Source organism: Chryseobacterium aurantiacum (genome assembly GCF_003020585.1).
Classification (GTDB): Bacteria; Bacteroidota; Bacteroidia; order Flavobacteriales; family Weeksellaceae; genus Chryseobacterium; species Chryseobacterium aurantiacum.
In genome coordinates this window covers 911,572-938,089 of the sequence record NZ_PXUE01000002.1, presented here as the reverse complement: position 1 = coordinate 938,089, position 26,518 = coordinate 911,572, and the positions used below count along the sequence as shown (strand labels likewise).

20 protein-coding genes are annotated in these 26,518 nt (G+C 35.5%); 15 read left to right on the top strand and 5 right to left on the bottom strand.

The genetic code is table 11. From position 1 onward, the window contains the following. Positions 1–53: 53 nt before the first annotated feature. Positions 54–1,322 (bottom strand): helix-hairpin-helix domain-containing protein, encoded by a 1,269-nt coding sequence (locus tag C7D53_RS10625; RefSeq protein WP_106916463.1) that lies wholly within the window; start codon positions 1,320–1,322, stop codon positions 54–56. A 188-nt stretch (positions 1,323–1,510) separates the two neighbouring features. Beyond that, the gene (locus C7D53_RS10620) at positions 1,511–1,855 is read right to left on the bottom strand and encodes a MerR family transcriptional regulator (protein WP_076353881.1); all 345 of its coding nucleotides are present in this window, start codon (positions 1,853–1,855) and stop codon (positions 1,511–1,513) included. 178 nt (positions 1,856–2,033) lie between these two features. Here C7D53_RS10620 and C7D53_RS10615 point away from each other — a divergent pair, with 178 nt between their 5' ends. Both C7D53_RS10615 and C7D53_RS10610 read left to right on the top strand, forming a co-directional pair. Beyond that, positions 2,034–4,718 (top strand): zinc-dependent metalloprotease, encoded by a 2,685-nt coding sequence (locus C7D53_RS10615; protein ID WP_162926146.1) that lies wholly within the window; start codon positions 2,034–2,036, stop codon positions 4,716–4,718. 131 nt (positions 4,719–4,849) lie between these two features. Next, a complete protein-coding gene (locus tag C7D53_RS10610) occupies positions 4,850–5,731 on the top strand; it encodes an AraC family transcriptional regulator (protein WP_106916461.1) in 882 nt (293 codons plus the stop codon). Positions 5,732–5,915: 184 nt separating this feature from the next. On the opposite strand, the gene ccoG is transcribed toward C7D53_RS10610, so the two are convergent. After that, positions 5,916–7,358 carry a cytochrome c oxidase accessory protein CcoG gene (gene ccoG / locus C7D53_RS10605; protein WP_106916460.1) on the bottom strand — a complete coding sequence of 481 codons (1,443 nt, stop codon included), beginning with the start codon at positions 7,356–7,358 and terminating at the stop codon, positions 5,916–5,918. Positions 7,359–7,615: 257 nt separating this feature from the next. Here ccoG and C7D53_RS10600 point away from each other — a divergent pair, with 257 nt between their 5' ends. Continuing rightward, a complete protein-coding gene (locus C7D53_RS10600; RefSeq protein WP_106916459.1) occupies positions 7,616–8,509 on the top strand; it encodes an SMP-30/gluconolactonase/LRE family protein in 894 nt (297 codons plus the stop codon). An 87-nt stretch (positions 8,510–8,596) separates the two neighbouring features. Here C7D53_RS10600 and C7D53_RS10595 read toward each other — a convergent pair whose 3' ends face one another. Further along, on the bottom strand, positions 8,597–9,904 hold the full coding sequence (locus tag C7D53_RS10595) for a DEAD/DEAH box helicase (protein WP_106916458.1): 1,308 nt from the start codon (positions 9,902–9,904) through the stop codon (positions 8,597–8,599). A 387-nt stretch (positions 9,905–10,291) separates the two neighbouring features. On the opposite strand from C7D53_RS10595, the gene rpsA reads away from it, so the two are divergent. The 10 genes from rpsA to C7D53_RS10545 all read left to right on the top strand — a co-directional run bounded on the left by rpsA (position 10,292) and on the right by C7D53_RS10545 (position 23,944). Continuing rightward, a complete protein-coding gene (gene rpsA / locus C7D53_RS10590) occupies positions 10,292–12,082 on the top strand; it encodes a 30S ribosomal protein S1 (RefSeq protein ID WP_106916457.1) in 1,791 nt (596 codons plus the stop codon). A gap of 430 nt (positions 12,083–12,512) precedes the next feature. After that, on the top strand, positions 12,513–15,146 hold the full coding sequence (locus tag C7D53_RS10585) for a T9SS-dependent M36 family metallopeptidase (protein WP_228422283.1): 2,634 nt from the start codon (positions 12,513–12,515) through the stop codon (positions 15,144–15,146). A 128-nt stretch (positions 15,147–15,274) separates the two neighbouring features. Then, complete coding sequence (locus C7D53_RS10580; RefSeq protein WP_106916455.1) at positions 15,275–16,261, top strand: EamA family transporter; 987 nt, start codon at positions 15,275–15,277, stop codon at positions 16,259–16,261. Between the two features lie 85 nt (positions 16,262–16,346). After that, positions 16,347–17,342: an alpha/beta fold hydrolase gene (locus C7D53_RS10575; protein ID WP_106916454.1), complete on the top strand. Its 996-nt coding sequence runs from the start codon at positions 16,347–16,349 to the stop codon at positions 17,340–17,342. 119 nt (positions 17,343–17,461) lie between these two features. Beyond that, the gene (locus tag C7D53_RS10570; protein ID WP_106916453.1) at positions 17,462–18,451 is read left to right on the top strand and encodes a hypothetical protein; all 990 of its coding nucleotides are present in this window, start codon (positions 17,462–17,464) and stop codon (positions 18,449–18,451) included. 48 nt (positions 18,452–18,499) lie between these two features. Continuing rightward, the gene (locus C7D53_RS10565; RefSeq protein ID WP_106916452.1) at positions 18,500–18,976 is read left to right on the top strand and encodes a DUF4280 domain-containing protein; all 477 of its coding nucleotides are present in this window, start codon (positions 18,500–18,502) and stop codon (positions 18,974–18,976) included. A 2-nt stretch (positions 18,977–18,978) separates the two neighbouring features. Beyond that, the gene (locus C7D53_RS10560) at positions 18,979–21,795 is read left to right on the top strand and encodes a hypothetical protein (RefSeq protein WP_106916451.1); all 2,817 of its coding nucleotides are present in this window, start codon (positions 18,979–18,981) and stop codon (positions 21,793–21,795) included. Between the two features lie 79 nt (positions 21,796–21,874). Next, positions 21,875–22,669 (top strand): hypothetical protein, encoded by a 795-nt coding sequence (locus C7D53_RS10555; protein ID WP_162926145.1) that lies wholly within the window; start codon positions 21,875–21,877, stop codon positions 22,667–22,669. A gap of 204 nt (positions 22,670–22,873) precedes the next feature. Beyond that, entirely contained in the window at positions 22,874–23,425 is a 552-nt protein-coding gene (locus tag C7D53_RS10550) for a hypothetical protein (RefSeq protein ID WP_162926144.1), read from the top strand. A 27-nt stretch (positions 23,426–23,452) separates the two neighbouring features. Beyond that, a complete protein-coding gene (locus C7D53_RS10545) occupies positions 23,453–23,944 on the top strand; it encodes a DUF3592 domain-containing protein (protein ID WP_106916448.1) in 492 nt (163 codons plus the stop codon). Here C7D53_RS10545 and C7D53_RS10540 read toward each other — a convergent pair whose 3' ends face one another. Next, positions 23,945–25,090 (bottom strand): MFS transporter, encoded by a 1,146-nt coding sequence (locus C7D53_RS10540; protein ID WP_106916447.1) that lies wholly within the window; start codon positions 25,088–25,090, stop codon positions 23,945–23,947. Positions 25,091–25,164: 74 nt separating this feature from the next. Here C7D53_RS10540 and C7D53_RS10535 point away from each other — a divergent pair, with 74 nt between their 5' ends. Both C7D53_RS10535 and C7D53_RS10530 read left to right on the top strand, forming a co-directional pair. Then, positions 25,165–25,947: an AraC family transcriptional regulator gene (locus tag C7D53_RS10535; protein ID WP_106916446.1), complete on the top strand. Its 783-nt coding sequence runs from the start codon at positions 25,165–25,167 to the stop codon at positions 25,945–25,947. A gap of 104 nt (positions 25,948–26,051) precedes the next feature. Beyond that, positions 26,052–26,495, top strand: a complete 444-nt coding sequence (locus C7D53_RS10530; protein ID WP_106916445.1) for an SRPBCC family protein — start codon at positions 26,052–26,054, stop codon at positions 26,493–26,495. The last annotated feature ends 23 nt before the right edge of the window (positions 26,496–26,518 follow it).

The window sequence follows — 26,518 nt, the reverse complement described above, 5'->3', positions numbered from 1 at the left end:
GTTACCGGATATAAATTGATGTTTCAAGTTCTCTTTTTCTATTTGCACCTACATTATTTCACGTATAATCTCATTCTTGCCTCATACTCTGGTTTTAGCTTTAAAAACTTCCAGATCTTTTTGTCGTCGGGATAAGTGGTTCGGTAGAATATGATTTTATCGGCAGAATATTTAAAATAGGGATGATCTTTTAGCCATTCCTCGGGAGCTTCAGCTAAAGAATACTTTGGAACTGTTGAAGCGTCTAAAGGTGCAATGGAGGTTAATTTTTGAACCAGATCTTTATCAATATTATAAGTTTCTAAAATCTGTTGCTTATTCACGAAACCTCTCAGTTTTTTTCTAAAACCAATCATTGAACCTGCACTTTTTTCATCCAATCCAAATTCAATAAGCTGTTTAAAGGTAATCGCATTAAGATCAATTTTTGAAAAATCTGTTTTTTCCTGCTTTACTTCCATAGAGTTGAGCTTAATATAAGGTCTTAATTCCTGGAATTTCTCCGCAGAAATAACAAAACATTTTTGTATATCCTCTAGGTTTTTAAAGCTTCCGCGTAAATTTCTGTCTCGGTAATTCACAATCGTATTGGCCTGCTTTTCGGAAAAACCTAATGCTTTCCAACCATCGACATTCATACTATTCGGATCAAAAGTGTGATACTGGACCGTTGTTTTCTCAGCACGGTATTTACCCGAATTTTTAAACTTTTCCGGCGTTTTTAATGGTAATAATAAATAAGGTTCCAGCTTGCTATAGTTTTCCGGAGAAATAATAAAACACTCCTTAAACTTCTCTTTGCTGACAAAGCTTCCTCCCAAATAGCTTTTATATTTCAAAATGGCTTCCGACTGTCTTTCACTGAATCCCATTTTGATCCAATCATGAGAGGTGAATAAATCAGGATTGAATTTTGCAGAAACGGAAATCTCTTTCTTTTCAAAACGGTTAGAGTTTTTGAAATTATTTACTTTACTGGTTTCAGGAAGAAGAAGAAGGGATTCCAGTTCCTTAAATTTTTCCTCCGTAATTGCATAGCATTTTCTTAATTGCTCTTTTGAAGTAAATGTTCCACCTACTATCTCCTTATATTTAAGAATGGTACTGGTCTGCTTTTCAGAAAATCCAAGCTTCACCCATTGTTCCTTGTCTAAAACATTAGGATCAAAATCTGAAATGTTCTTAGGAATTGAAGATCCTGCAATAAATTTTATGTCAGGAAAAGGATCTCTGCTTCGGCTGGTGTATTTTTGGAAAACCAACAGAATAGTCAGTACAATGACCATGGAAGCCAACTTTTGGTAATCGTTTTTTCTCATCATGTGGTAAACATATTGATAAAAACAAAACACAACAATAGGGATGGGCCAATTGGTTAAGTTTAGAATATGAAATAAGTGTAATTCATTTAAAATTAAACTTTTATATTCTTATTTTAGGATTATTTAAAGATGGTTTGAAGTAAAAATATTTCAAGAATATCCTTGTTGAATTATTTGAATCTAACAAATTATTCGGAATCTCTTTCTCCTAAAGATTCTTTTAATTTTAAAAGTTCAGCTTTTACAAATTCAAGACGATCAATAATGGTAATTGTTTCAGAAATTTTACTGTTGGTCGTTAAAGCAACCCGCGCTCCGTCCAGAGTATATCCCTTTTCTTTCACCAAATGATAGATCATTTGTAGGTTTTTGATGTCTTCGGGGGTGAAGTATCGATTACCTTTTCGGTTCTTTTTAGGCTTTATGATAGGAAATTCCTGTTCCCAATAACGTATTAATGAAGTATTTACATCGAATGCCTTGGCTACTTCTCCTATAGAGTAATACAGTTTATCAGGTAAATTTATTTTCATTTTAATGACTCCTAAAGTTCAAAGATAAAAATTTTTTAAATCATCCTCCAAATATATCTTTCAAAGTGTTAGAAAGGGTTTGGTTTGAAATGTTGAATTTTTTATTCATAATTATGTGAAAAAAACTGAAAATTTATTTTTTTTATGTAATTTCGTGAAACACAAAACTTATTATGATATGAAACATTATTTCTTTATTCTAACGCTGATGATTCCATTTTTAGGGTTTTCACAGTGGACTAGAACCGAGCTCAGGTCTCAAAAAGTAAAAAAATCACAAGAAAAATTAGAATTTGCAGGGCTTTACACGCTGAATACAGATCAGCTTAAGCAAGCCTTAAAAAATGCGCCGACACGCTTTTCAAATGACAAAGGAGTAGTCGTTACTCTTCCTGTGGCTAATGGAAGACTGGAAAAATTCCAGGTTTGGGAGTTTTCAAATATGGCTCCTGAACTACAGGCCAAGTTTCCTGATATTAAATCTTACGTAGGAACAGCATTAGAAGATCCTACTGTATATTTAAGATTCAGTTTGTCTCCGACTGGGTTTTCTTCCATGATAACTCGTTCCGGTATTTCAGAATTTATTGAACCTTATAGTGAGGACAGAACTGTTTATGCTGTTTTTGATTCTAATGCAAGAAGAGGGCAGGATAAAGAGCCTTTTGAATGTTCTACTATTGAAGCTGCAGAAAAAGCTGCTGCGGAAAAAAAAAGCAATGCTGTAAATAATAGAAGAACAGCTGGTTTTAATGTGTTCAGAATGGCTATAACCTGTACAGGAGAATATGGTCAATATCATTTAACTGCTACTAATACTCCTGCCAATGCAACGGATGCAGAAAAAAAAGCAGTTATTCTGGGAGCTATGAATGCAAGTTTAACCCGCTTAAATGGAGTTTTTGAAAAAGAACTTTCTCTTCACTTTAATTTGGTTGCGAATAATGATGCTATCATTTATTTTGATCCAGCTTCAGACCCTTATACCGCATCCGGTCAGCAGACTGCGAAAGCTCAGACAACAATCACCAATATCATTGGCGCTGAAAACTATGACATGGGGCATGTTTTTGATAAAGAAAATGGAAACGGATATGCACCCGGAGATATATGTGATGACTCCTCTAAAGCGATGGGTTGGACTGCCAGTAACATCCCGGAAGGAGATACATTCGATATAGATTATGTAGCTCACGAGATGGGGCATCAGTTGGGAGCAAACCATACATTTACTCTTTATGACGGAAGCGGTACAAGCCTGTCACTGGTAGAACCGGGAAGTGGATCTACTATTATGGCTTACACCGGAATTATGGGAGGAATTTATGATGTTCAGTTTAATTCCAACGACTATTATCAGGCATTTAATCTTGCCGAGATCAAAAGTAAGATCAACAGTGTGAGCTGTGGTGCCAATACACCTTTTGCGAATCCTGCTCCTAATATTAATGCCGGAGCAGATTATATAATTCCTAAGTCTACCCCATTTGTATTAAAAGGAACTTCTACAGATGCCAACACGGCTTCTTATACTTATACATGGGAGCAAATGGATCCGGCAGCAGCTTCAGAACAGGATGCTAATTCTATTGCCTATCTTACAAAACCTACCGGACCCAATTTTAGATCTTTACCTCCTGCCAGTGCGCCGGTAAGATATTTCCCGGATTTTAATAAAGTTTTGGCTGGGGTATTAACAACCCGTTGGGAGTCAGTTTCCAGTGTAGCCAGGCCTCTTAATTTTACAATAACTGCAAGAAATAATAATCCTCTTGCTCCTCAAACCAGCAAAGATGATATGCTGGTAACCGTGAATGCTTCAGCTGGTCCTTTTAAGGTAACAGCTCCGACATTTGGACAATCATTAAGCTCAGCGGGTGCTGTTAATGTTACATGGGATGTTGCCAATACAAACCAGGCTCCTGTCAATACAGCCAATGTAAATATTAAATTGTCTACAGATGGAGGGCAAACATTCAATGTAATTGCTGCCAATACACCTAATGATGGTAATGAGCAGGTTACCATCCCTGCAGGATCAACTTCTGCAAACGCTTTTATTATGATAGAAGCAGTAGGAAATGTTTATTATGCGGTAAGCCCAAGTTTTGTTATTGATTATAACGTAACCGGTGAAAGCTGTGCAACCTATACCTATAATGGAGCGTCTGTAGCGATTACTGATGGCCCTGGAGGAGGAAACATTACTGCGCCTAAGGTGAATGTACCTTTAATGGTCAATAATAATGGAACTATTACAAAAATAAAAGTTACTCCTGCAGTTACTCACCCTAATGTAGCTCACTTGGCAATCGGAATAGAAAGCCCTGTAGGAACTTCTGCACTTATCTGGAACAGACAATGTACCGGAAAGTCAGGAATTACCGCTTCATTCAGTGATACAGGAAGTAATGTATCTTGCGTTTCTTCTCCTATTCAAGGGGAAACTAAATCTCATGAATCCTTAAGCATCTTTAAAGGCCATAAAGCCCAAGGTCAATGGAAATTATTTGCCTCAGATAATAATCCTGGTAGTGTAGGAACAATTACCGGCTGGTCCCTTGAAGTATGTACACAGGAAACACAAAACCTGGGAGCGAAAGAAGTTTCTTCTCCACTAGCGGATGATATTAAGATCTATCCTAACCCAACTGATGGTAAGTTCTTCATCAAATCTCAAAACATAAAAGGAGAATTGAAAGTAGTAATGTTTGACTCAAGTGGAAGATTAATCTACTCTTCGGCTTATCAAAGTGAGGGCAACAATACCAAAGAATTTAATGTAAATGTACCTAAAGGAGTCTATGTAATTAGCATCAACTCTTCAAAAGGAATATATAACAGTAAATTGATTATAAAATAATAATTATTAAACATTATAAAAAAGGATCGGCAGCTGTCGGTCCTTTTTTTATGTTGAAACTTGTCATTTGACTTTATTTATAGTACTTTTATGCATCATTTAATCAATTACTTTCCTTATTAAAACATAGGATGAACTCTATTTCCGTTCTTCATATTAATCTTTTTCAAAGTGGTAAAAATCCTTCAGATTTTTATTTTAACACCATGAAAAACCACTTGGTTGTGGGGCACCGACATATAGAGAAGCCTCATAGGCATGATTTTTATGCAGCAGTTCTTTTTACAGAAGGGAGTGGTGTTCATGAAATTGATTTTCAAAAATATGATGTTTCAGAGGGGAGTCTTTTCTTTCTGTCACCGGGGCAAATTCATAGTTGGGAACTCTCCGCAGATATTGAAGGATATATTTTCTTTTGTTCCCAAGAGTTTTATGAAATGCATTATGTAAATCAGAAGTTGAGGAATTTTCCTTTCTTCGGATCCGTATCTTTTCCCAGGAAACTTCAACTGAGTGCTTTAGAATTAAAAGAAAACATTCATCTGTTTCAGGAATTGGGCAAGGAGCATCTTTCTAAAAGCATCATGAAGAATGGCCTTATCCTTTCCTTAATGTCACAAGTCTTTATTAATGCAACACGATTGTTTTCAAAGGATTTTGATACATTGGAATCCACAGCAGGGCTTTCTTACTTTAAACATTATCAGGATTTTGAAAACCTTGTTGAACAATATTTTACAGAACATAAATCGATAGCCTATTATGCAGCCTTGCTAGGAATTTCATCGAAACATTTGAACAGAATTGCGCAGACAGTAGTTCAGAAAACAGCTACAGAAGTCATCACAGAAAGGGTAGTGCTGGAAGCTAAAAGAATGTTGATGTATCTTGATGAAAGCCTTGTTGAAATTGCCTTTAGATTAGGATATGAAGAGTATTCCTACTTTGTAAGAGTCTTCCGGAAAAGCTCCGGAATGACCCCTACTCAGTTTATGAGGAAATATAAGGCTTAATGAGTTTAAAGCTCAAGGTTAATAGTTTAAAGTCTTAAAATGATGATAGAAAAATGAATTGAGATTGTTGAAACCACACCGTCAAAAATTCAAAGAATTTTTGACATCCCTTCAGAGGAAGGAAATGGTGGAAATATCAACTGCTTTTTCTAATCCCTACAACCTATTATCTGCTACCTGCTACCTAAAGAGCTAGCTTAAATGGCCCTTCAAAAGTAGTTTCAAACGAATCTACCAGTTCTCCTTTTTCATCGAAAACACCAATTACCATATTTTGCTTAGAGAATTTGATCTTTTCTTCAGGGAAAGATATATTGATATTTCCTTTCAGGATCTGGTCTCCTTTCAAAATGATTTTTTCGGAACCAAAATAAGTGATTTCTGCATTTTCAGGACTCACGACCTTAATGTTCAATACCTTTTTCTCATTGGATTTATTCAGAAGAGTGTAGATGAAAGTATTGGTGATTTTACCATCTTTAATAAAGAATGTAGAGCCTGCAGGCTTAATGAACTTGGCCTCCATAGAACCTCGGTCGTACATTAAAAATCCAAGGAATCCTACCAGTAGAGCCAGAATGACTGTGGTGGCTTTCATTCTTGGAGTAAAACTGAATTTCTCACGATTTTCAATTTCGGCTTCCGTTGCATATCGGATAAGACCCTTAGGCAGCCCTACTTTCTCCATTACTTCATCACAGGCATCAATACACGCTGTACAGTTAACACATTCCAACTGTTGTCCATGTCTGATATCAATTCCTGTAGGACAGACTACCACACATTGGTTACAATCAATACAGTCACCTTTTCCCGTTGCTTTTCTGTCTTCATTATTTCTCCATTTTGAACGGTTTTCTCCTCTTTTAAAGTCATAATATACGTTAATCGTCTGCTTGTCAATAAGTACACCCTGAAGTCTTCCATACGGGCAAACCAAAGTACAAACCTGCTCACGAAGCCATGCAAATACAAAATAGAATGTCATGGTAAAAAATATCATGGCTGTAAACTTAAGGGAATGCTCGGCCGGACCTTGTGTCATAATCCGGAAAACGTCTTCATATCCCACAATGTACATAAACATGAAGTGAGAAATGATAAGAGAAATCAAAAGAAAAACAGACCATTTTGTTACTCTTTTTCTTATTTTTTCAGCATCCCATTCCTGCCTGTCTAGCTTCATTTGCTTGTTTCTGTCTCCTTCGATCCAGTATTCTATTTTACGGAATACCATTTCCATAAATAAGGTCTGCGGACAAAGCCAGCCACAGAATATTCTTCCGAAAACAACTGTGAACAGCATTACAAAGATTACTGAAGTTACAGCTCCAAGCGCAAGGATAAAAAAGTCTTGCAGATAAAAGGGCTGCCCAAGGATAAAGAATCTCCCGTCAATAACATTAATGAGCAGAAAAGGATTATTATTAATCTTTACAAAAGGCAACACAAAGAATAAAGCAAGTAAAACATAGCTGGTGTAATTTCTGTAATTGGTGTATTTACCTTTGGGTTTTCTTGGGAATATCCATTTTCTTTTTCCGGTCTCATCCATTGTTCCCACTGAATTTCTGAAATCTTCATTTTCAATTTCCAAGGATTTGGTATTGTTGGACTCTGCGCTCATTATCGTATGCTATAAAAGTATTTTGGTAATATTTTTCATCCAGATCAGCATTATTTTTACAACAGTTTCTATATGAAAAAAACTTACTGATTCTGTTACTGCAAAGCTCAGAATTATATTGATAAACTACTAATATGATCTACTTCAAAAATAGGACAATTGGGACATTGGTTATTTTAAAGACTAATGTTTCAAAATGAGAAAATGTTTTTGAAACCCACCAGGCATGTTGTAAATTGCAGGTTTAAAAATGAAGTATGAAGAATATCTGTAAAATAGGACTGATTGGTTTGGTTTTCGCATTAGTAAACTGCCAATCACTAAAAAGTAGTAAAATGTTTTATGGAGGAGTAAAACCGGAAATGGTTTCGGATAAGTTTAGCTTTACAGAAGGTCCATCCACGGATAAAGAGGGAAATGTCTATTTTACGGATCAGCCCAATGATAAAATCTATTATTGGGATTGGAAAACCAATAAGGTGATAGAATTTTTAGACAAAACAGGACGCGCCAACGGAACTCATTTTGATAAGGATGATTTTCTGATCACCTGTTCGGATGATCATGGAGAAATCTGGAAAATATCAAAGGACAAAAAAGTTGAAGTTTTGTTCAAAGGCTTCGAAGGGAAAAGGTTAAATGGCCCCAACGATGTTTGGAATGATGGCTTTGGAGGAATGTATTTTACAGATCCTTTATATGAGAGGGATTATTGGGTAGATTTTAAACAGGAGATTCCTAACAAAAGTCTCTATTACAGAAATAAAGCAGGTAAGATCACAAAGCTTGAAACATTCACACAGCCCAATGGAATTGTAGGAAGTGAAACCCTGAAAAAATTATACGTTTCTGATATTGATGCCGGAAAAACATATGTTTATGATATTTTAGGAGAAGGGAAGTTGTCTGATAAAAAACTATTCTGTGAAATGGGCTCGGATGGAATGACTCTGGATAAACACGGAAATCTTTATTTAACCGGAGATGGAGTACATGTATTTGACCGTTCCGGAAAGAAGATCTATCATATTTCTATCCCTGAAAAATGGACCTCTAATGTGACTTTCGGTGGAGAAAATAATGATATTTTATTCATTACTGCCTCAAAGTCTGTTTATACTTTTCCGACTAAAGTAAGAGGAGTGAAGTAAATGTGTTAAAAAAATAATCACAAAAAAGCCACATAAGTTTTTAAATACTTAGGTGGCTTTTGTTATTTATAAAGTAGCATTGCGGTCCTAATAAGCAACCTCCATTTTTACTTTTTTACCTTTTAGTTTTTCATTCTGTAGTTTTTTCAGAAGAGCATTCACTTTATTTCTGGAAACCGCTACGTATGAGGTGGTATCTTTCACTTCGATAATGCCAACATCTTCTTTCTGTAGCTCTCCCTTTTTAAGTAAATATCCTACAATGTCAACCTTGTTTACCTTATCTTTTTTTCCGGCACTGATATAAATGGTTTGAAAAGGTGTTTTTTCAGGAGCTTTATTGAATCCGGCAACACTTTCTTCAGGAGTATTGCTTTTAATGAATGGGAAGTTTTCTTCCGCAGTCATAATCAGATAGGCAAAGCCTTTTGCGTTCATTCTGGCTGTACGACCATTTCTATGGATGAAAGCATCTTCTTTAGGGGGAAGCTGATAATGAACAATAGATTCAACTTCAGGAACGTCTAGCCCTCTTGATGCCAGATCTGTTGTAATTAAAATTCTTGCAGAATCATTTCTGAATTTCAGTAAGGCACGCTCTCTTTCGTCTTGCTCCATTCCGCCATGAAATGTTTCTCTATCAATTCCTTTTTCACGCAGAAGTTCAGAGATCCTGTCAACGGCTTCACGGTGATTACAGAAAATCAGTGTTCTCTTGTTTCCGATTTTACAGATCAAATTAAAAAGGGTGTCCAGTTTTTCTTCAGAAATAGTCATTACTTTTCGCAATTGAATATCTGGTTTTACTTCACTTAATTTTAGAAAATCAACAAGTTTTTCATTTTTTAAGCCTGTAAATTTTGGAATCTCATCCATCGTTGTTGCAGAAGTAAGGATGCGTTGTGATAATCCTTTCAGAGCATTAGAAATGTATTCCATATCTTCATGAAAGCCCAATTCTAAAGCCTTATCGAATTCGTCTAAAACTAAAGTCTGAATCGTTTTCGGATCAAAATTATTATTCCTTAAATGATAAACTACTCTTCCCGGAGTTCCTATTAAAACTGCAGGAGCTTCAATTAGATTATTAACCTCAATCTTTTTATCATGTCCGCCATAGCAAACAGAAACCTTAAAATCTGATCCCATGGCTTTGAAAACCTGTTCAATCTGTAAGGCTAGTTCTCTTGCTGGAACTAAAATTAAAGCCTGGATTCCTGAGGCATCTTTTTTCAGATTCCTAAGAACAGGAAATAAAAATGCAAGTGTTTTTCCTGATCCTGTAGGAGAGAGCAGGACAACGTCTTGTTGGTTTTCTGTAGCTTTATAGGTAGATTTCTGCATCTGATTCATATCCTGAATCTGCAGTTTTTGATAGATTGATTGTAGTTCCATGGTGCAAAGATAATGATTTTAGGTGGTAGGTTGCAGGTGATGATGAGAGGTAATAAGGTATATAAATAATACAACGATGTTTCATCTTCTATATATAGTAGGTATTAAAATAGAATTCAAAGAGCCGAAAATCTGATCTATAATGGTGGGTAATCTACTTCTTGTTTCTTTATTCTTTCAATAATAGGTATTGGTAGTCAGTTATTTAGGTGACTATTTTGCAAATAGAAAATCTTTGGTTATCTCAAATAAAAATGATACCTTTGCATCCACTTTTGTGGCGAAAAGGTTTGATGAGTAAAATACTTATAATTAATTACTTCCGTATTTTTTAATCCGCATTTATTCAAACCGTTAAAAAAGAAGGAATACAAATTTTATTAGAAAATGTCAAAAGAGACAAATTCAGCAGAGGTTTTATTAAACCAAAACGTAACTCCAGAACAATTTGATTGGGATTCATTTGAATCAGGTCTTGATGCAGATGCGAGAAAAGAAAAAAGTGATTTAGAAGAAATCTATAACGGATCTCTTAACAGCCTAAACGATAATGACGTTTTAGTTGGTAGAGTTGTAAGATTAACTGACAAAGAAGCTATCGTAGACATCAACTTCAAATCTGAAGGAGTTATCTCTCTAAACGAATTCCGTTACAACCAAGGCCTAAAAGTAGGTGACGAGGTAGAAGTAATGGTTGACAAGAGAGAAGACAAAACTGGTCAATTACAATTATCTCACAGAAAAGCTAGAACGCTTAAAGCTTGGGATAAAGTAAACGAACTTCACGAAACTGGAGAAATCGTTAACGGTTTTGTTAAATCTAGAACTAAAGGTGGTATGATCGTTGACGTTCACGGAATCGAAGCATTCTTACCTGGTTCTCAAATTGACGTTAAGCCAATTAAAGATTACGATCAGTTCGTAGGAAAAACTATGGAGTTCAAAGTTGTGAAAATCAACCCTGAGTTCAAAAACGTAGTTGTATCTCACAAAGCATTGATCGAAGCAGATATCGAAGGTCAGAAAAAAGAAATCATCGCTCAACTTGAAAAAGGTCAGGTTCTTGAAGGTACTGTTAAGAACATCACTTCTTACGGTGTATTCATTGACTTAGGAGGTGTAGATGGATTGATCCACATTACAGACCTTTCTTGGTCTAGAGTGAACCACCCATCTGAAATCCTAGAGGACGGACAAACTGTAAAAGTTGTAATCCTTGATTTCGATGATGAGAAAACAAGAATCCAATTAGGTATGAAGCAATTAGAAGCTCATCCTTGGGATGCTCTTTCTGCTGACATGAAAGTTGGAGATAAAGTAAAAGGAAAAGTAGTAGTTCTTGCTGACTATGGTGCATTTGTAGAAATTGCTCCAGGTGTAGAAGGATTAATCCACGTTTCTGAAATGTCTTGGTCTACTCACTTAAGATCTGCTGGAGATTTCGTAAAAGTAGGTGATGAAGTAGAAGCTGAAGTATTAACTTTAGATAGAGAAGAAAGAAAAATTTCTCTTGGTATCAAGCAATTGTCTAAAGATCCATGGGAAAACATCGAAGCTAAGTATCCAGTAGGATCTCAGCATGTAGGAACTGTAAGAAACTTCACTAACTTTGGTGTATTCGTAGAGTTAGAAGAAGGAATTGACGGATTAATCTACATCTCTGATCTTTCTTGGACTAAGAAAATCAAGCACCCATCTGAGTTCTGTGCAGTAGGTGATAAATTAGATGTTGTAGTTCTTGAACTAGATATCCAAGCTAGAAGATTATCTCTAGGTCACAAGCAATTGACTGAGAACCCATGGGATAAATTCGAAACTAAATATGCTGAAGGAACTATCCACGCTGGTAAAGCTGTAGAAGTTCACGATAAAGGAGCTTCTGTACAATTCGAAGATGCTGAGGTTGAAGCTTTCTGTCCTTCAAGATTATTAGAGAAAGAAGATGGATCTAAAATCAAGAAAGGTGAAGATGCTCAATTCAAAGTAATTGAATTCAACAAAGAATTCAAGAGAGTTGTAGTTTCTCACACAGGTATCTTCAGAGACGAAGAAAAGAAAAACGTTAAAGAATCTTCTTCTAGAAACGTATCTTCTTCTTCTAACAACGAAGAAAGATCTACTCTTGGAGACATCGATGCATTAGCAGAGTTGAAAAGAAAAATGGAAGAAGGTAAATAATCCTTAAACCATTTATAAATAGGGAGCCGCTCAAATGAGCGGCTCTTTTTTTTGTTTTGTGAGAAAAAACTAGTGGATTTGAAAATGGCTGCTGTTTGCAGGCAGAACTGTAGGTCAAAATTCAAAATTTTAAACCTGAAATAAAGTAAATGAGCTGAAATAAGACTTGAAATTGAAGAGAGATATTACAAAAATTTTATTTTTTCATGCTATAAAAGTATGATGAAATAAAAAAAGTAAGTAAAGTCAAAAATGTTGTTAAACATCCTATTGTAGGCATACTATTGATCTTTTCTTCTTTTAATTGTGAATTATTAAATTGTGTTTAATAGTGTATGCGTTTTATTTATTAATTTATTTTTAAATTTAAGTTAATGAAACCTGTTTTTGTTTGTTAATTATTTGTAGATTAGCGGCTTTAATAATGGATATGAAAAATAAAACTCTACCTCTTTTGTTTGCTGTATTTTCTGCTTTTCCGACTTTATTGTTTGGACAAGATAATGAAAGGCTCGTTAAGGATTATATTTCTCAAAATAAAATAAGAGAATATAAGAAGTCTGATCTTAACAATATTATTTTAGATAATGTTGATTATTCAAAATCTTTGAATGGAAATGTAGTGAAGTTTGTACAGCTTTATAATGGTTTACCAGTATACAGTACTTCGGCAACTGCACTTATTCGAGATAATAAGGTTATATACTATGTAGATAATTTTGTAAAGGATTATTCAAAATCAACACCAGCTACTGCAGCCATCAATAAGGTGACTGCTCTTCAAAAGATAGCTGAAGATCTAAAGAAACCCGAAATCGCTAATTTCACCATTTTAGAACGTTCTGAAAAGTCTGATAATAGACCAGGATCAGCAAACCAAAGATTGGTTTATGCAAATGATGCTAACGGAGACCTGCGTCTGGCATATGAATATATAGTAATGGAGCCAAAATCTCCAAATCATTGGGTGATTCTGGTGGATGCCAATAATGGGAAAATTCTAGATAAAAATAACTTAACGGTATCATGTGATTTCCATCCTGACGCCTATTCTTCAGAACCAGGACACGATCATTCCAATCATTTTGCAAATGTGAATATTGGACCAGAAAATAATATTGCAAGTAGCAATCTTGCGTTGTTTGCTCCTGATAATGCAACCTATAATGTGTTTCCTTTGCCTATAGAAGCTCCTACATTTGGATCGAGATCTATCATTACTAACCCTTGGATTCTTAATGCATCTCCTGAAGGATGGCATTCTGATGGAGTAAATACATATACCGTTACCAGAGGAAATAATGTGTTTACTTACGAAGACGTCGCAGGAACAGCTATGATTGACCCTACTTATATACCGGGAACTCCGGCAGAAGGAGGAGTAACCAGAAATTTTGATTTCCCTTTTGATATTAATGGAACTCCGGCAAATAATAGAAATGCTGCGATTACCAATTTATTCTATCTCAATAACAGAATTCATGATGTTTTTTATCAGTTTGGATTTAATGAAGTCTCAAGAAATTTCCAACAGAATAATTTTGGAAAGACTGCAGTGGGAGCAGGAGATGATGATTCAGTATATGCAGAAGCTCAAGATGGAGGTGGACTTAATAATGCCAATTTTGCTACCCCTCCGGATGGATTTAATCCAAAAATGCAGATGTACCTTTGGTCACCTGTAGGAAGAGCATTTTATTATAATGCACCAGCTGCGGCTATTCCTCGTGCTCCAGGAGCCGGAACTGCACAGTTTGGTAATCCTTTACCTATGGCCGGAATTACAGGTGATGTAATGCTGTCTCCTGTTTTGGATGGATGTACTGCTTTACCGGCAGCGTCTCTTACTGAGAAAATCGGTTTGGTTGAAAGAGGGAATTGTGCTTTTGCCATTAAAACAAAAAATCTTCAGAATGCCGGTGCTAAGGCAGTTATTATTTATAACAATGCAGTCAATGGTGCTAATTTGAGTAATATGTCCGGAGATGATCCAACTATTACGATTTCTTCAGTGCTTATTACGAATGCTGAGGGAGAATATATTAAAACTCAGCTTGCTGGAAGTACAACAGTAAATGTTACATTAAAAGGTAATAAAACTCCGGACGGAAGTTTCGATAACGGAATTGTAATCCACGAATACGGGCATGGAATATCTAACAGAATGACAGGAACAGGATACGGATGTCTAAGTCCAAACTCAAGTAAAGAGCAAATGGGTGAGGGATGGTCTGATTTCTTTGCTCTAATGTTAACAAATAAAGCAGGAGATAATGCTACTGTAGCAAGAGGTATGGGTACTTACGCAGGAGGAGAAGGAATTGATGGAGATGGTATAAGACCTAAAAAATACTCTCCGAGTTTTGCTGTTAATGCTTATACCTATGGAAATACTAACGGTATGGAGTACTTGAATAGTAGCAATGTATTAGTTCCAGATTCGCACTCTATTGGTTTCGTTTGGGCTACAATGCTATGGGATCTTCACTGGAAGTATGTTGAGAAATATGGATATTCTTCAGATGTATTGGCTAATACTACAAACGGAAGTACAAGAGTATTGCAATTGGTTACAGACGCACTAAAACTTCAGCCTTGTAATCCTAACTTTATTGAGGGTAGAGATGCAATATTGGCTGCGGATGCGGCAAAAAATAACGGACAGGATAAATGTATGATTTGGGGTGTGTTTGCAAAAAGAGGATTGGGTACAGGAGCTTCTGGAGGTTTAAAGAATAATATTAATGACCAGGAAGAGAGCTTTAATGTACCTGCAGACTGTTTACTAGCTACCGATGAAGTTTCAGCTGCCAAAGACAACAAGATTTCTATCTATCCAAACCCTGCAAGGGATGAGTTTTATATTACATTCCCAAGCAAGACAATTGGTAAAGTAAGCGTAGAACTTTATGATATGTCTGGTAAACTTGTTTCTTCTGAAGATAAGGTTTCACCTGAAGCTAAAAAAGCAATTTCTACAAACCGTCTAGTAAACGGAACCTATATGGTAAAAGTGAAAGGACTTGGTTTTGAGGCTAATTCAAAAGTGATTGTTAAAAAATAACTAACTTATATAATCAATTTTAGAAATCGCCACAAGCTTTGCTTGTGGCGATTTTATTTATCTATCATGTTGACTCCTTAAGGCAATTTAATTTATATATTGTAACTTTGCAGGCTGTTAAAAAAATTATGAAGAAGAAAAATATACTAAAAGGTGTTTTATTTGTAGGGATTGGAGCTAGTATATACGGTATGTTGGCCACTTTTGTGAAAATGGCTTATCATGATGGTTTTACAACTTCTGAAGTTACCACATCCCAATTCGTATTAGGTCTTGCAGGGCTTTTGATCCTGAACTTTATCCAGACTTTAACCTCAAAGCAGAAACTATCACTGCCCAATTCTAAGGAGCTAAGAATGCTTATGCTTGCAGGAACTTCATTGGGAGGGACAAGTTTGTTTTATTATATTGCAGTGCAGTACATCAATGTTTCCATTGCTATTGTGTTGCTGATGCAGTCGGTATGGTTTAGTGTTGTAGTAGAAAGTATTCTGACCAGAAAGCTGCCTAATGCAAGAAAAGTGGTTTCCGTAGTTATTGTACTGGTAGGAACAATCCTGGCAACTAATCTTATAAATATGGATATAGAACTGGATTGGCATGGAGTCTTCTGGGGATTAATGGCTGCAGGTTCATATACATTAACGATGTTTACTTCAAATACTTTGGCTACACATTTGCCTGTGTTCAGGAAGAGTCTTATTATGCTGGCAGGTGGTTCCATTGTTGTTTTTGCGTTTTTATTCTTTGCGCAGATAGGACCTATGTATTTTGATGGTCTAAAGGCATTTTATCTAAACTTTACAGATAATACAGAGCATATTCACTCTTTTAATTATTCTATTTTCCTTACCTATGGGTTTATTTTAGCATTGTTTGGAACAATCATTCCGCCCATTTTATTCAATATTGGTTTCCCGAATGCAGGGTTAGGTCTGGGAAGTATTGTTTCATCGCTTGAACTTCCGGTTTCTGTAACAATGGCTTTCGTTTTATTAGGTGAGAAAGTACTTTTAATACAATGGGTAGGGATTATTTTGATCCTTTTTGCTATTGTTTTAATGAATCTTCCGTCTAAAAAAGAGAAAGAAGTTTCAATGGCAGAATTATCTTAGAAAAAATATTTAACTAAAAATAACAGTTGAAAACCGTTCCTTTTGGAGCGGTTTTTTTAATTTTAAGAGCTTAAAGAAAAATTCCATGAAGTATTTCAGAAATGTAGTGGCAGCTCTACTATTTGCAGCTGGACAGGGTTTTATGTTTTCGCAGATAAGACCATTGGATGTAACACTTTCAGACTATCAATATCCCTTCGAGGTTCATTTTTTAGATTTGAAATCTCAGGATAATAATTTGAAGATGGCTTATATGGATGTGAAACCACAAAAATCTAATGGGAAAACCATTATGCTTCTTCATGGAAAAAACTTTAATGGGGCCTATTGGGAAAAAACAGCCAAGGATTTGTCAGCGAAAGGATTTAGGGTGATTATTCCGGATCAGATAGGGTTTGGAAAGTCTTCAAAGCCTCACAATTATCAGTTTTCTTTTTCACAGTTGGCAGAAAATACAAAATTGGTTCTGGATGAGCTGAAGATTGAAAAAACCATTGTTTTAGGGCATTCAATGGGAGGGATGGTTGCTACAAGATTTGCACTGCTTTATCCGGAGAAAGTTCAGAAACTTATCTTGGAAAACCCTATTGGACTGGAGGATTATAAAACCTTTGCCGGCTATCAAAATATAGATCAGGCTTATCAGTCTGAGCTTAAAAATACAGCAGAAACATATAAAAACTACCAGTTAAAATTTTACTATGATAATAAATGGAAAGAAGAGTACCAGCCATGGCTGGATCTGATTGCCGGATGGACTCTTCACAAGGATTATCCGCAGGTGGCATGGGATGCGGCTCTTACCACTGATATGATCTATAATCAACCTGTATGCTATGAATTTAAAAATATAAAAACACCTACCTTACTCATCATTGGAACAAGGGACAGAACAGCTATAGGAAAAGATAGAGCTCCCAAGGAACTTCAACCGAAAATGGGACAATATCAGGAGCTAGGAAAGAAAACCCAACATGAGATTGCCGGCTCTCAATTGGTAGAGCTCGAAAATGTAGGACACCTTCCTCATGTAGAAGTCTATTCTAAGTTTTTTGAAGCTTTATATAATTTTATTAAATAGTTAATTTAGATAGTAAATAGACAATGTTAGCTTGCTATTTATGTTTATTTTTTTAAATAATGAGATAAAATAGAAATTTATTAACTTTGAGGATGTAATAAAAACACAAGGAGTTAATAATGTCAGAAATAAGATTATCCAAAAAAGAAATTCTAGGCAGGTTAAACAACATCAAAATAAAACCCTCTGGACTTCAGCAGAGAAGATATGGCGTGTCTGTGAAATACTTTTCTGGCAATGAAGACATTCCGTCCAAAAGAATAGATTACACGGTAACTGCCCATATAAATATAGAATATGGTAAGGGTACTTTAAGTCTTAATAAAGAAGAAATATTTTATAATCAGCATGAAGCTGATCAGATTAGTGAAATTATTTCATCTGCATTATCATCAACGGTTTATCCTGTGGAAACAGATCTCAATGAAAAGGGAACTGGGACGGGTGAAATTACCAATTACAACACAATTGTAGAAAGGTGGAATATTCAAAAATCAAAGTTGTCAGAAAAATACAGCAGTAGTGATTTGGATGATTTTTTTATCAACTTTGAAAAGAAGCTTCAAAACAAAGCCTTTACTGAAAAAAGCCTACGTTATGATTGGTTTTGGAATCTTTTTTTTCACCCTAAGTTTATCCATTATGGAGATACCAGAAGCGTAGCTAGAGATTTATATCTGGCTGTTATTCCCTATCAGGAACCGCTAAGGTTTTCAGGAACACAGACGATCAACAAATTTCCTACAGATTATCATTCTTTTGTAATAGAATTTGAAAGTAATGAAATAGGGGCTCCGGATTATTTTTATCCTAAAGATCACAATAAACAAAACCCTTTATTCATGACCTTAAAAGTGATTTTTGATCATGACTTGTATCATCATTTTCCTATGCATACAAGGGCCTATTTTGAAGTGTTTTCAAAGAATCGGGAAGGAATCAAAAGTTGTATTAAGAAAATACAGTATACCCAATATCAGATGGGGGCAGATGAGTACAAAAATAAAGTACTGGATGAGAGCAGTCCCTTTATTACAGGGGGGCTGGTAAAGGTACCACCCAATAAATGGGGGTTTGATAATTTCGAAAGAATAGAAAATGACTGGTAGAAGCCACCAGTTCAATAAAAAGGTTTATTTTTACAAAAACACACCAAAATGTCACTAAAAGAAAAAGTAGTACAGGGAGCACTCTGCAAATGCAATTTCGGCACTGCACCCGATAAGCTAAAGGTACTTACGCAAACCAAATATTATGTGAATGACCATGAGAGCAGCAGTAAACTGGCAGCTACTCATAAAGATATTGGAGCTACTTTTGAAAAGAATACTTTCGGTTCATGCTCCAAAAAAAATAATACCCCTTGTTCTGCTGTTGTTACACAATGGAGCGGGTATTATGAAAAAGAACTCTACGACCCACCTGGAGGTTATATTTTACTGGAAGACAGCAAGGCAACCTGCCCAATAGGTGGTACCGACTGCATTACCATCATCAAGACAGGCCAAATGGGGGAACCTGCCAAAAAGAATATACAGAAAGCTGACAGTGAACTACAGTCGCATGTGAATCCGATGATGGATATGAAAAATCTTGATAAAAAAGACCCTTACGAATTTCTAAATGCTCAATAATTATGGCAGAAAATATTGAAAATAAAGTAGGGTTACAAGGGTGCTACTGGAAAGAAAATGATAAGTTATTCTCTGTTTCTAAAGGAGGAACTTATATATTATATACCAATAATAGTAACGAATTTAGTGTTGATGAAAGGTGTGTTGGAGGAAAAACCAAAAATCCTAAGGAAACTGTTAGTAAGGCCAGATGGGCCTTTATTTATGAATTTTTCTTCCAGAAATTAGAGAAAGCCAAACAGGAAGACATTTCTGAAAACTTATGGGGATCTCTTAGCGGAGGTACCGATAATGTAGCTAAATATGGCTTGGGAACCAAATATAAACAAGGGAGTAAACTTATTTTTAATCCTGACGGCTATAGCTATTATTATGGATATAAACAGAGGGTTGAGCTTTTTACTGAAAGTCCGGGAACAGGTTTCTATTTTTATATTATTCCGGTGGATAAGCCCCAGATATCCTTTGCTTACTTTACAAAAAGTGAGGAGGTGAAACGCTATGGAGAAAATGTTTCATTGCAGATTATGCTTCATGCCTATAATCTGGATAAAAAGAATAAATACAAAGCAAAACTATATTTATTAGAAGAAGATATTGCAAAAGGCCTTAAGGAAACGGATGATTTCGAAGATAATAACCTTTGGGAAGAGCCTCGAATATATAATATAGCCAATGGTGTAAGTGGAGATAATTGGAATTCTTATATTAACCTTACTTTCCCCATAGATATTGAATGGAAGAAAAACCAGCTTACAAAGAAAAATTTCACTGTTGTAATAGAAGTTTATAAATATTGGGAAGAGCCAGGAAGGATTTATGGAACCAATCAGAAAGAAGAAAGGGTTAATTATAAAAATTATGCGGATGATCCCACAACCGATCTCGTACAGTATGACCCTGAAATACTGGGTTTAAAAGATATAGATAATAAGAAATCTATTTCCAGTAGATTTATCGTTTCCGAGGAACTGATGGATCATTATCTTGAGCGTATTGAACAGGAGAAAAATAACATGATCCAATATATTGGGGATGTTGAATATAAAAAAAGAGAATTTGATCCATGCGGCTATTCAAAGATTACGCTAAAAGATGAGGATGATAAAGATAGAGCAGCATTGGTCATATTCGATGAAACAGCAACTGTAGGAGCAATAGATAAAACCAAACAAAGCTTTGCCGTTATAACCGGAGATACCCGAAAGAATATTTCCATTACCCTGGACCAGCTTACTACTCAGGATTCCTTTTGTCAGGGATTATTGTTGGATCAGGGCCTGAAACATTCTGCTAAAAAGAACGTTTTTCAGGTTGATAAGGTATATGCCGCTTTAAAGAATGGAAATGACCATGTAAGACGTACAGATGCCACCCATCAGGAACAACAGAGAAATGCAGGAGTAACGCCTACTAAAGAAAATGAGAATGATACCGATGTTGTAAAAACAAACACCTCATATAATGCAGGAATGGCACAGCAGTGGCGAGAGGGAGTTGATTATAAGCTAGACAGCAATGAGAAGATTACCTTAATGCTGAAATATGTGTATAATAAAACGGCTTTTGAAGGAGTACAGGCCTATGCAAATAGTAAGTATGCTAATGAAGCGGTGAATTCTTTATGGACATTAAGGTATTTTATTTTATCCTCAGGCAGCGCGCAAACCTATTTTTTACCAATCAGTACATGCCGATATCCAAATCAAATTGGCAGCATAAAAATATTTCCAGATATTGAATGGGAACTGGCCGCTCTTATCGCCGTTCCTTTATGGAAAAAAACGACATTCAAATTTCAAGCAACAAGAGAGAACCTGAGAGGGTATCACGGGCAGTTTGGGTTTAAGTATGTAAGAAAGGAGCTGAGCGTTGAAGCAGAAACAGAAGGAAAAGTAGGAGCCGATTTTACATTGAAGGCTTCCACAAGCGGTAAAGATTACGAAGCCGGCTATAAAATAGAGAAGTCTATAAAAAAAGTAATAGGTACTTTCAATGCTGTTTATGAGAAATCAGAAATTTTTGATGGTACCAACGAAGATGTAACACAATCCGCTGCCTATAAAAAAGGAGTATTAAAGAAGTTTGATTTTACTATTGATCCACCAAATGTTGCCATTGCTTTAAAATGGAAACATGAAGTAGCCAAAAAAGCAGAATATCTGGGACAGGTTGGTTGGAGAATTGAAGGAGGCGTAGCGCTAAAACCTTTTATTGCTTTTGGAATTACAGTAGATTTAGTACCCATTGTGGGGAAATTTGGATGGATTGGTAAGGCTGTAGAATTAATCATTAAGGCATTAGAATATACCGTTAAAGGTTTAGATATTTTCTTTAATTTCGTATTTACGGCAGAAGTGGCCGGGAATATCTCCATAGGCTATCACAACTTGGACGGCTGGGACGAAAAGCTGAAAAGAGAATTTACAATTACAGTGAATGCCAGCCTTGAAGCTGGAGTAAATTATGAAGGGACTGCATTAATTTCGACCATTGTAAGAGATGGTATAACCTATGAAACCCAAGAAGAATTAAAAATAAAAGCCTCCCTTGGTGCAGGTGTAGAATATAAAGAAGAATGGGATTCTGATAGTAAAGGAATGTTTAAAAATGTAACAGTCACATTCCTGGGGGCAGAAGCAAAACTAGAAGTTTACTCTTCCATTACAAGAAGAAAGAAAACAGTATACAACAACGACGAAGTTGTATCTAACCAAAAAGGAGATATAAAACATAATAATGTACATAAACTATTAGAAAAAGATATATGGTATGGTCCAGAAAAAATATATACTGATGACGAAAAGGATGACAAATAAAGTAATTTACTGCCTAATTTTTTTAATTATGATAGTGAGTTTCGGATGTACAAAAAAAACTAATATTAAAGAAATAGAAATGGAAAAAAAAATAGACACCAATCAACCCATGTATGAGCTAGCAATAGATGCCCGTGGTTGTTATTTTGAAATTTATATTAATGATGTTCCCGTCTATTTTCATTATAATGTTGGTGCAACCGCATTTCGATTGCCTGTCAATAGCTTTATCCCAAAAAGTGGAGAGCAAAGAATCTCTATGAAGATGATTTCCGTTGCAGAGGGAAAGCCGCTTCCTTCCGGGGCTGAAGTATCCCTAACAGTGGATGAATACCCAAAAGGAGAAGCTAGAGAAAGACAAACCAAATTTTCTTATAAAACACCTCCTGTTGATCCTAAAAACCAAGGGAATTTTGCAATGGAAAAAACATTTGTTGCAAATGTTCCCTATGAATTAACCGACTGGAGACAAGGTATGGATCTTACCAAGGAAGACCAGGCAGTGATCTTAAAGGAATTAGAAAAAAAATATATAGAATATACAAATGCATTTAAAGATGCTGATCTGGCCAAATATAAGGAACTTACAAAACTAAGACAGGATAATACATTTGCATCTATGTACTATACCAAAGAACAAAGAGCGCAGGCTGAAAATTCTTATGTTTCAGGTATTGAAAATAATAAAGTGAAGCTTTTCCCTTTAGAAAACTACAAGCTTGTATTTTACGGAAACGGAAAACTAGTGGGTCTTCAAAAGAAAGAGGATGCCCCAGGAGTGTTTATTGATAATCAGGACGAGAAAGAAGCATTTATGGAGTATATATTATTTTATAGAAAAAATAAAAACTCTCCTTTGGAAATTATTTTATAAACAGTTATTTTTCAACACAAAATACAGCATTTAAATACATAAACTTTGATAAGTAAAGTACAAGGCATTGTAAACTTTTTAGGAAGAAACTTCTTGATGTTTTTTCAGATTTATGCCATTGTATATGTTTTTATGAGCTCTTATATAAATCTATGGTTTTCCTTGAATAGGGAAACCTTTTTTGAGTTTGAAAAAGTTATTGTAATGAACTTCTTTCAGGCTGAAATGATATTCTTGTACCTATTTTACAATAAGATTAAGAATAGTAAAAATGAAAAAATTGCAGGGCTGAAAGTGATGTATTCGAAGTATCTGGAAGATATGCAAAGCCAGGGAGTGAATAAGCTTAAAGCCTCCTTATCCATGTTAGCAGGATTGTTTATTGTTGCATTCCTTTTTATTCTACTGATCTTAAAATCTCCTTTTGGAAGCTTTTTTAAGCTGGTAATCGGGTTGAATGAAATAATGATAAAGAATGTTGAGATTTTAATACCCTGCTTGCTATTGGCCTTATTCCTTTATTTTCAATTAAAGAATGACGCAAAAAACAGTACGCTCAATGCGGCTATTAGGCTAGGGCTTATTATGAATAGTTTTAAAATTTCAATACCTATCTTTATCATTTTGTATGCAGTACGAGTCTATTTTTCGGGAAAGACTGAAGAATCCTTTGTACCGGCAGCTTTACTGGCCGTTAATCTATCTTTTTTAATTACAATTATAAGAGAAAAACAATTAATGTCCCAGAGTGAATAAGTAGATATTCATTATTAAAATCCAGATATGAAATTCAATAAGGAAAAGAAAGGTGATAGTTTTTGGGTGGTTTTTTTCTCCGTAATATTTATGCTTTTATTCCTGGGAATGGGTGGTGGAGGAGTCTATTACAGCTACAGTAAATTTTCCATACATCTGGATCTGGTTTCCAATGGCATCAAGACAGGAGGAAATATTACAGGCTACGAAGAAAGTTGGTCAAAGGACGATGATGGCGGATATACCAAAATGTATTCTCCTATAATCAGATACTATGATACTTCCAATAAGTCTCATGAGCTTTATGCCGATTACAGCTCAAGCAATAGATCGTGGTCCAATGAAGTCACTGTTTACTTTGACAAGGATAACCCGTCAAAAGCCATCCGCGGTGGTTTTTGGCATTTGTGGTTTTGGCCGTTTATGATTCTTTGCTTATCAATGATTCCCTTAGGAATAGGATTGTTTGTCCTTAAATATTATATAGATCTGTTATTTAAAAGAAAAGACCGTTTATAGTTAAACAGCCTTCCTTTTCAGTTGAATGAATATAGCCAAAACACCAATTCCGGAAAAGATAATACAAGAGAGTCCCAGATTTTGAATCCATCCGATACTTACCAACCCAATACCAATCAATATATAATAAATAAGGCCTAGTAAAGCTCCTGCACTTCCCGTTTCATTTTTATAATTAATTAAGGCTGTGCTTAAAATATTTGGAATGGCCATACTGAATGCCATAACAATGAAAAAGTAAGGAATTAAAAAATAAATTCCATAATCCATTAATATCCAGACCAAAATAGAAGCCGCAAGTGCACCCATTGTACTTCTCTGAACTAAAATCTTAGGTGAAATATTTCTTAATAAAAGAAACCTATTCAGTTTGGCTCCTGTAAAAGTTCCTGCGGCCAATATCATACTGCTGTATCCGAAAATATATGACGAATACTGTTGCTCCTTAAATATAAATGGAGCCAGTGAATAATACGAAAACAACAAAACATTAAAGCTCATAATGAGCAGGCAACACCTGATAATATCCCGATCGCCAAGCATTCTCTTTAATAAACTAAAAAGGGTACTAACACTTATTTCTTTTCCTGAATCTCTGGTTTCAGAGACCTTTTTTCTTGCCAAAATATAAAATAGAACAGCCAACATATACAAAGTAATAAAAACACCCTGATGTCCTGTAGACGAAGCAAGTACGGAACCTGTGATCATCCCGATAATAGGACTGATGGATAAACCGATCCCTATCCATGAAAAAACCTTACTGATCTGATCCCTCTCATAAACGTCCCTTAAAATAGTCTGAGTAACGATTGAGCCTACTGCAATTCCAAATGCTGAAACTATTCTGGCAGCAAGCAGAATAACGAAGCTAGGGGCAAAAATAGCTGCAAAAGTTCCTATTCCATAAGTGATCAATCCGTATTCTAAAGATTTTTTTCTTCCGATCCTGTCACACTGTACTCCCCAAAATGCAACTCCTAAAGCGAAAGCAATAAAATATAAACTGATGGTTAACATGGTAGATTCTTCATTTACTCCAAATTTTTCCTGAACCATTGGCAAAACAGGACTGTAGATGGTTTCTACAAACTGAGGCAGCATCACCAACAGGGTCAATAACCAAAGTGGATTTGTCTTTTTCATTTTTTCTGCAAAGTTTTGAAAATTTCAGTGTATATTTATAATGATATAAAAACAAAAAATATCAAAAATAGGACATGGCGATACTCAGACAAAATGAAGAATTTAATGCAGATTCTATTCAAGAAAAAGTAATTGGAATTGCTTCTGATATGGTCATGCATGATTCCGGATTTCATTTTCACACTTCCAAGGCACAGTTGCTGTATGCCCCATCAGGCTGTATGACGGTTACCACATCAGATCAACAGTTTGTATTGCCTCCGTTCAGAATGCTTTGGATTCCGGCTCATGAAGTTCATCGGGTAAATTTTCGCAATATGGTAGCGTACAGATCCATCTATTTTAATGAGGAATATGCAGAAAAATACATGCATTCCAGCCTTAAGGTTTTGCATGTAAGCCCACTTTTGAAAGAGATTATTGAAAGAATCTGCTTCTGGGATTGGGATGTTCTTAGTAAGAATCAGGAGAATATTCTAAAAGTATTCTGGAATGAAATGGACGATGCTCCTGAAGAAAAATTAGAGCTGAAAATGCCACATGACAGACGTTTTAAGAATGCGATAGAAGAATGGACAAAACGGATATCTATGCCTCCCATGCTAAAAAAACTGGCAGAAGAAACTGGGGCGGTTGAAAAAACAATTACCCGTATTTTTAAAAAAGAAACGGGACTGTCTTATCAGGACTGGAGACAGCAATGGCGTCTTCAGAGATCCATAGAGCTTTTGGTAGAAGGTAACTCAATAGGAGAGGTGTCTCATATTCTGGACTTTTCTTCAGATAGCGCATTTATAGAGTTTTTCAAAAAGCATACAGGAGCTACACCATTACAATATCTAATGAAGAACGAGTAGACAATCTTAGGGGTCATGTTTCCTTGAAAAATTTCTTGCCTTATGGAAAGTTCCCTGAAAAATAATTTATATAAAATTGTATTACCAAAAAAAAAATATATTTTATGGACAATTATAGCAGTACAATCGAGATAATAACCATGCCGGACAAAGTATATGATGCCCTGACACATAAAATTCCTCTTTGGTGGACTGAAATGTTTAAAGGATCATCTGGAAAAGCCAATGAAGTATTCACGGTACGATTTGGAGATCATATTCACAAAACGATACGGGTGAAAGATTTAGTCATCAATTCAAAGGTTATCTGGTATGTTGAAGATTCTTTGATTGCCATTCCTGAACTGAAAAATCAAAAAGAATGGATGGGTACAACCATTGTTTGGGAAATAGAGAAAAAGGATAATAGAGTTCTGCTTACCCTTACCCATATTGGTTTACATCCGCTTATTGAATGCTATGACATATGCTCTAATGGTTGGCTGCAATTTATCAGTAGCCTGAAACTATTTCTGGAAACGGGAAAAGGAGTTCCGTATAAAGAATAATGTTACGATTATTCTAAAAAAGA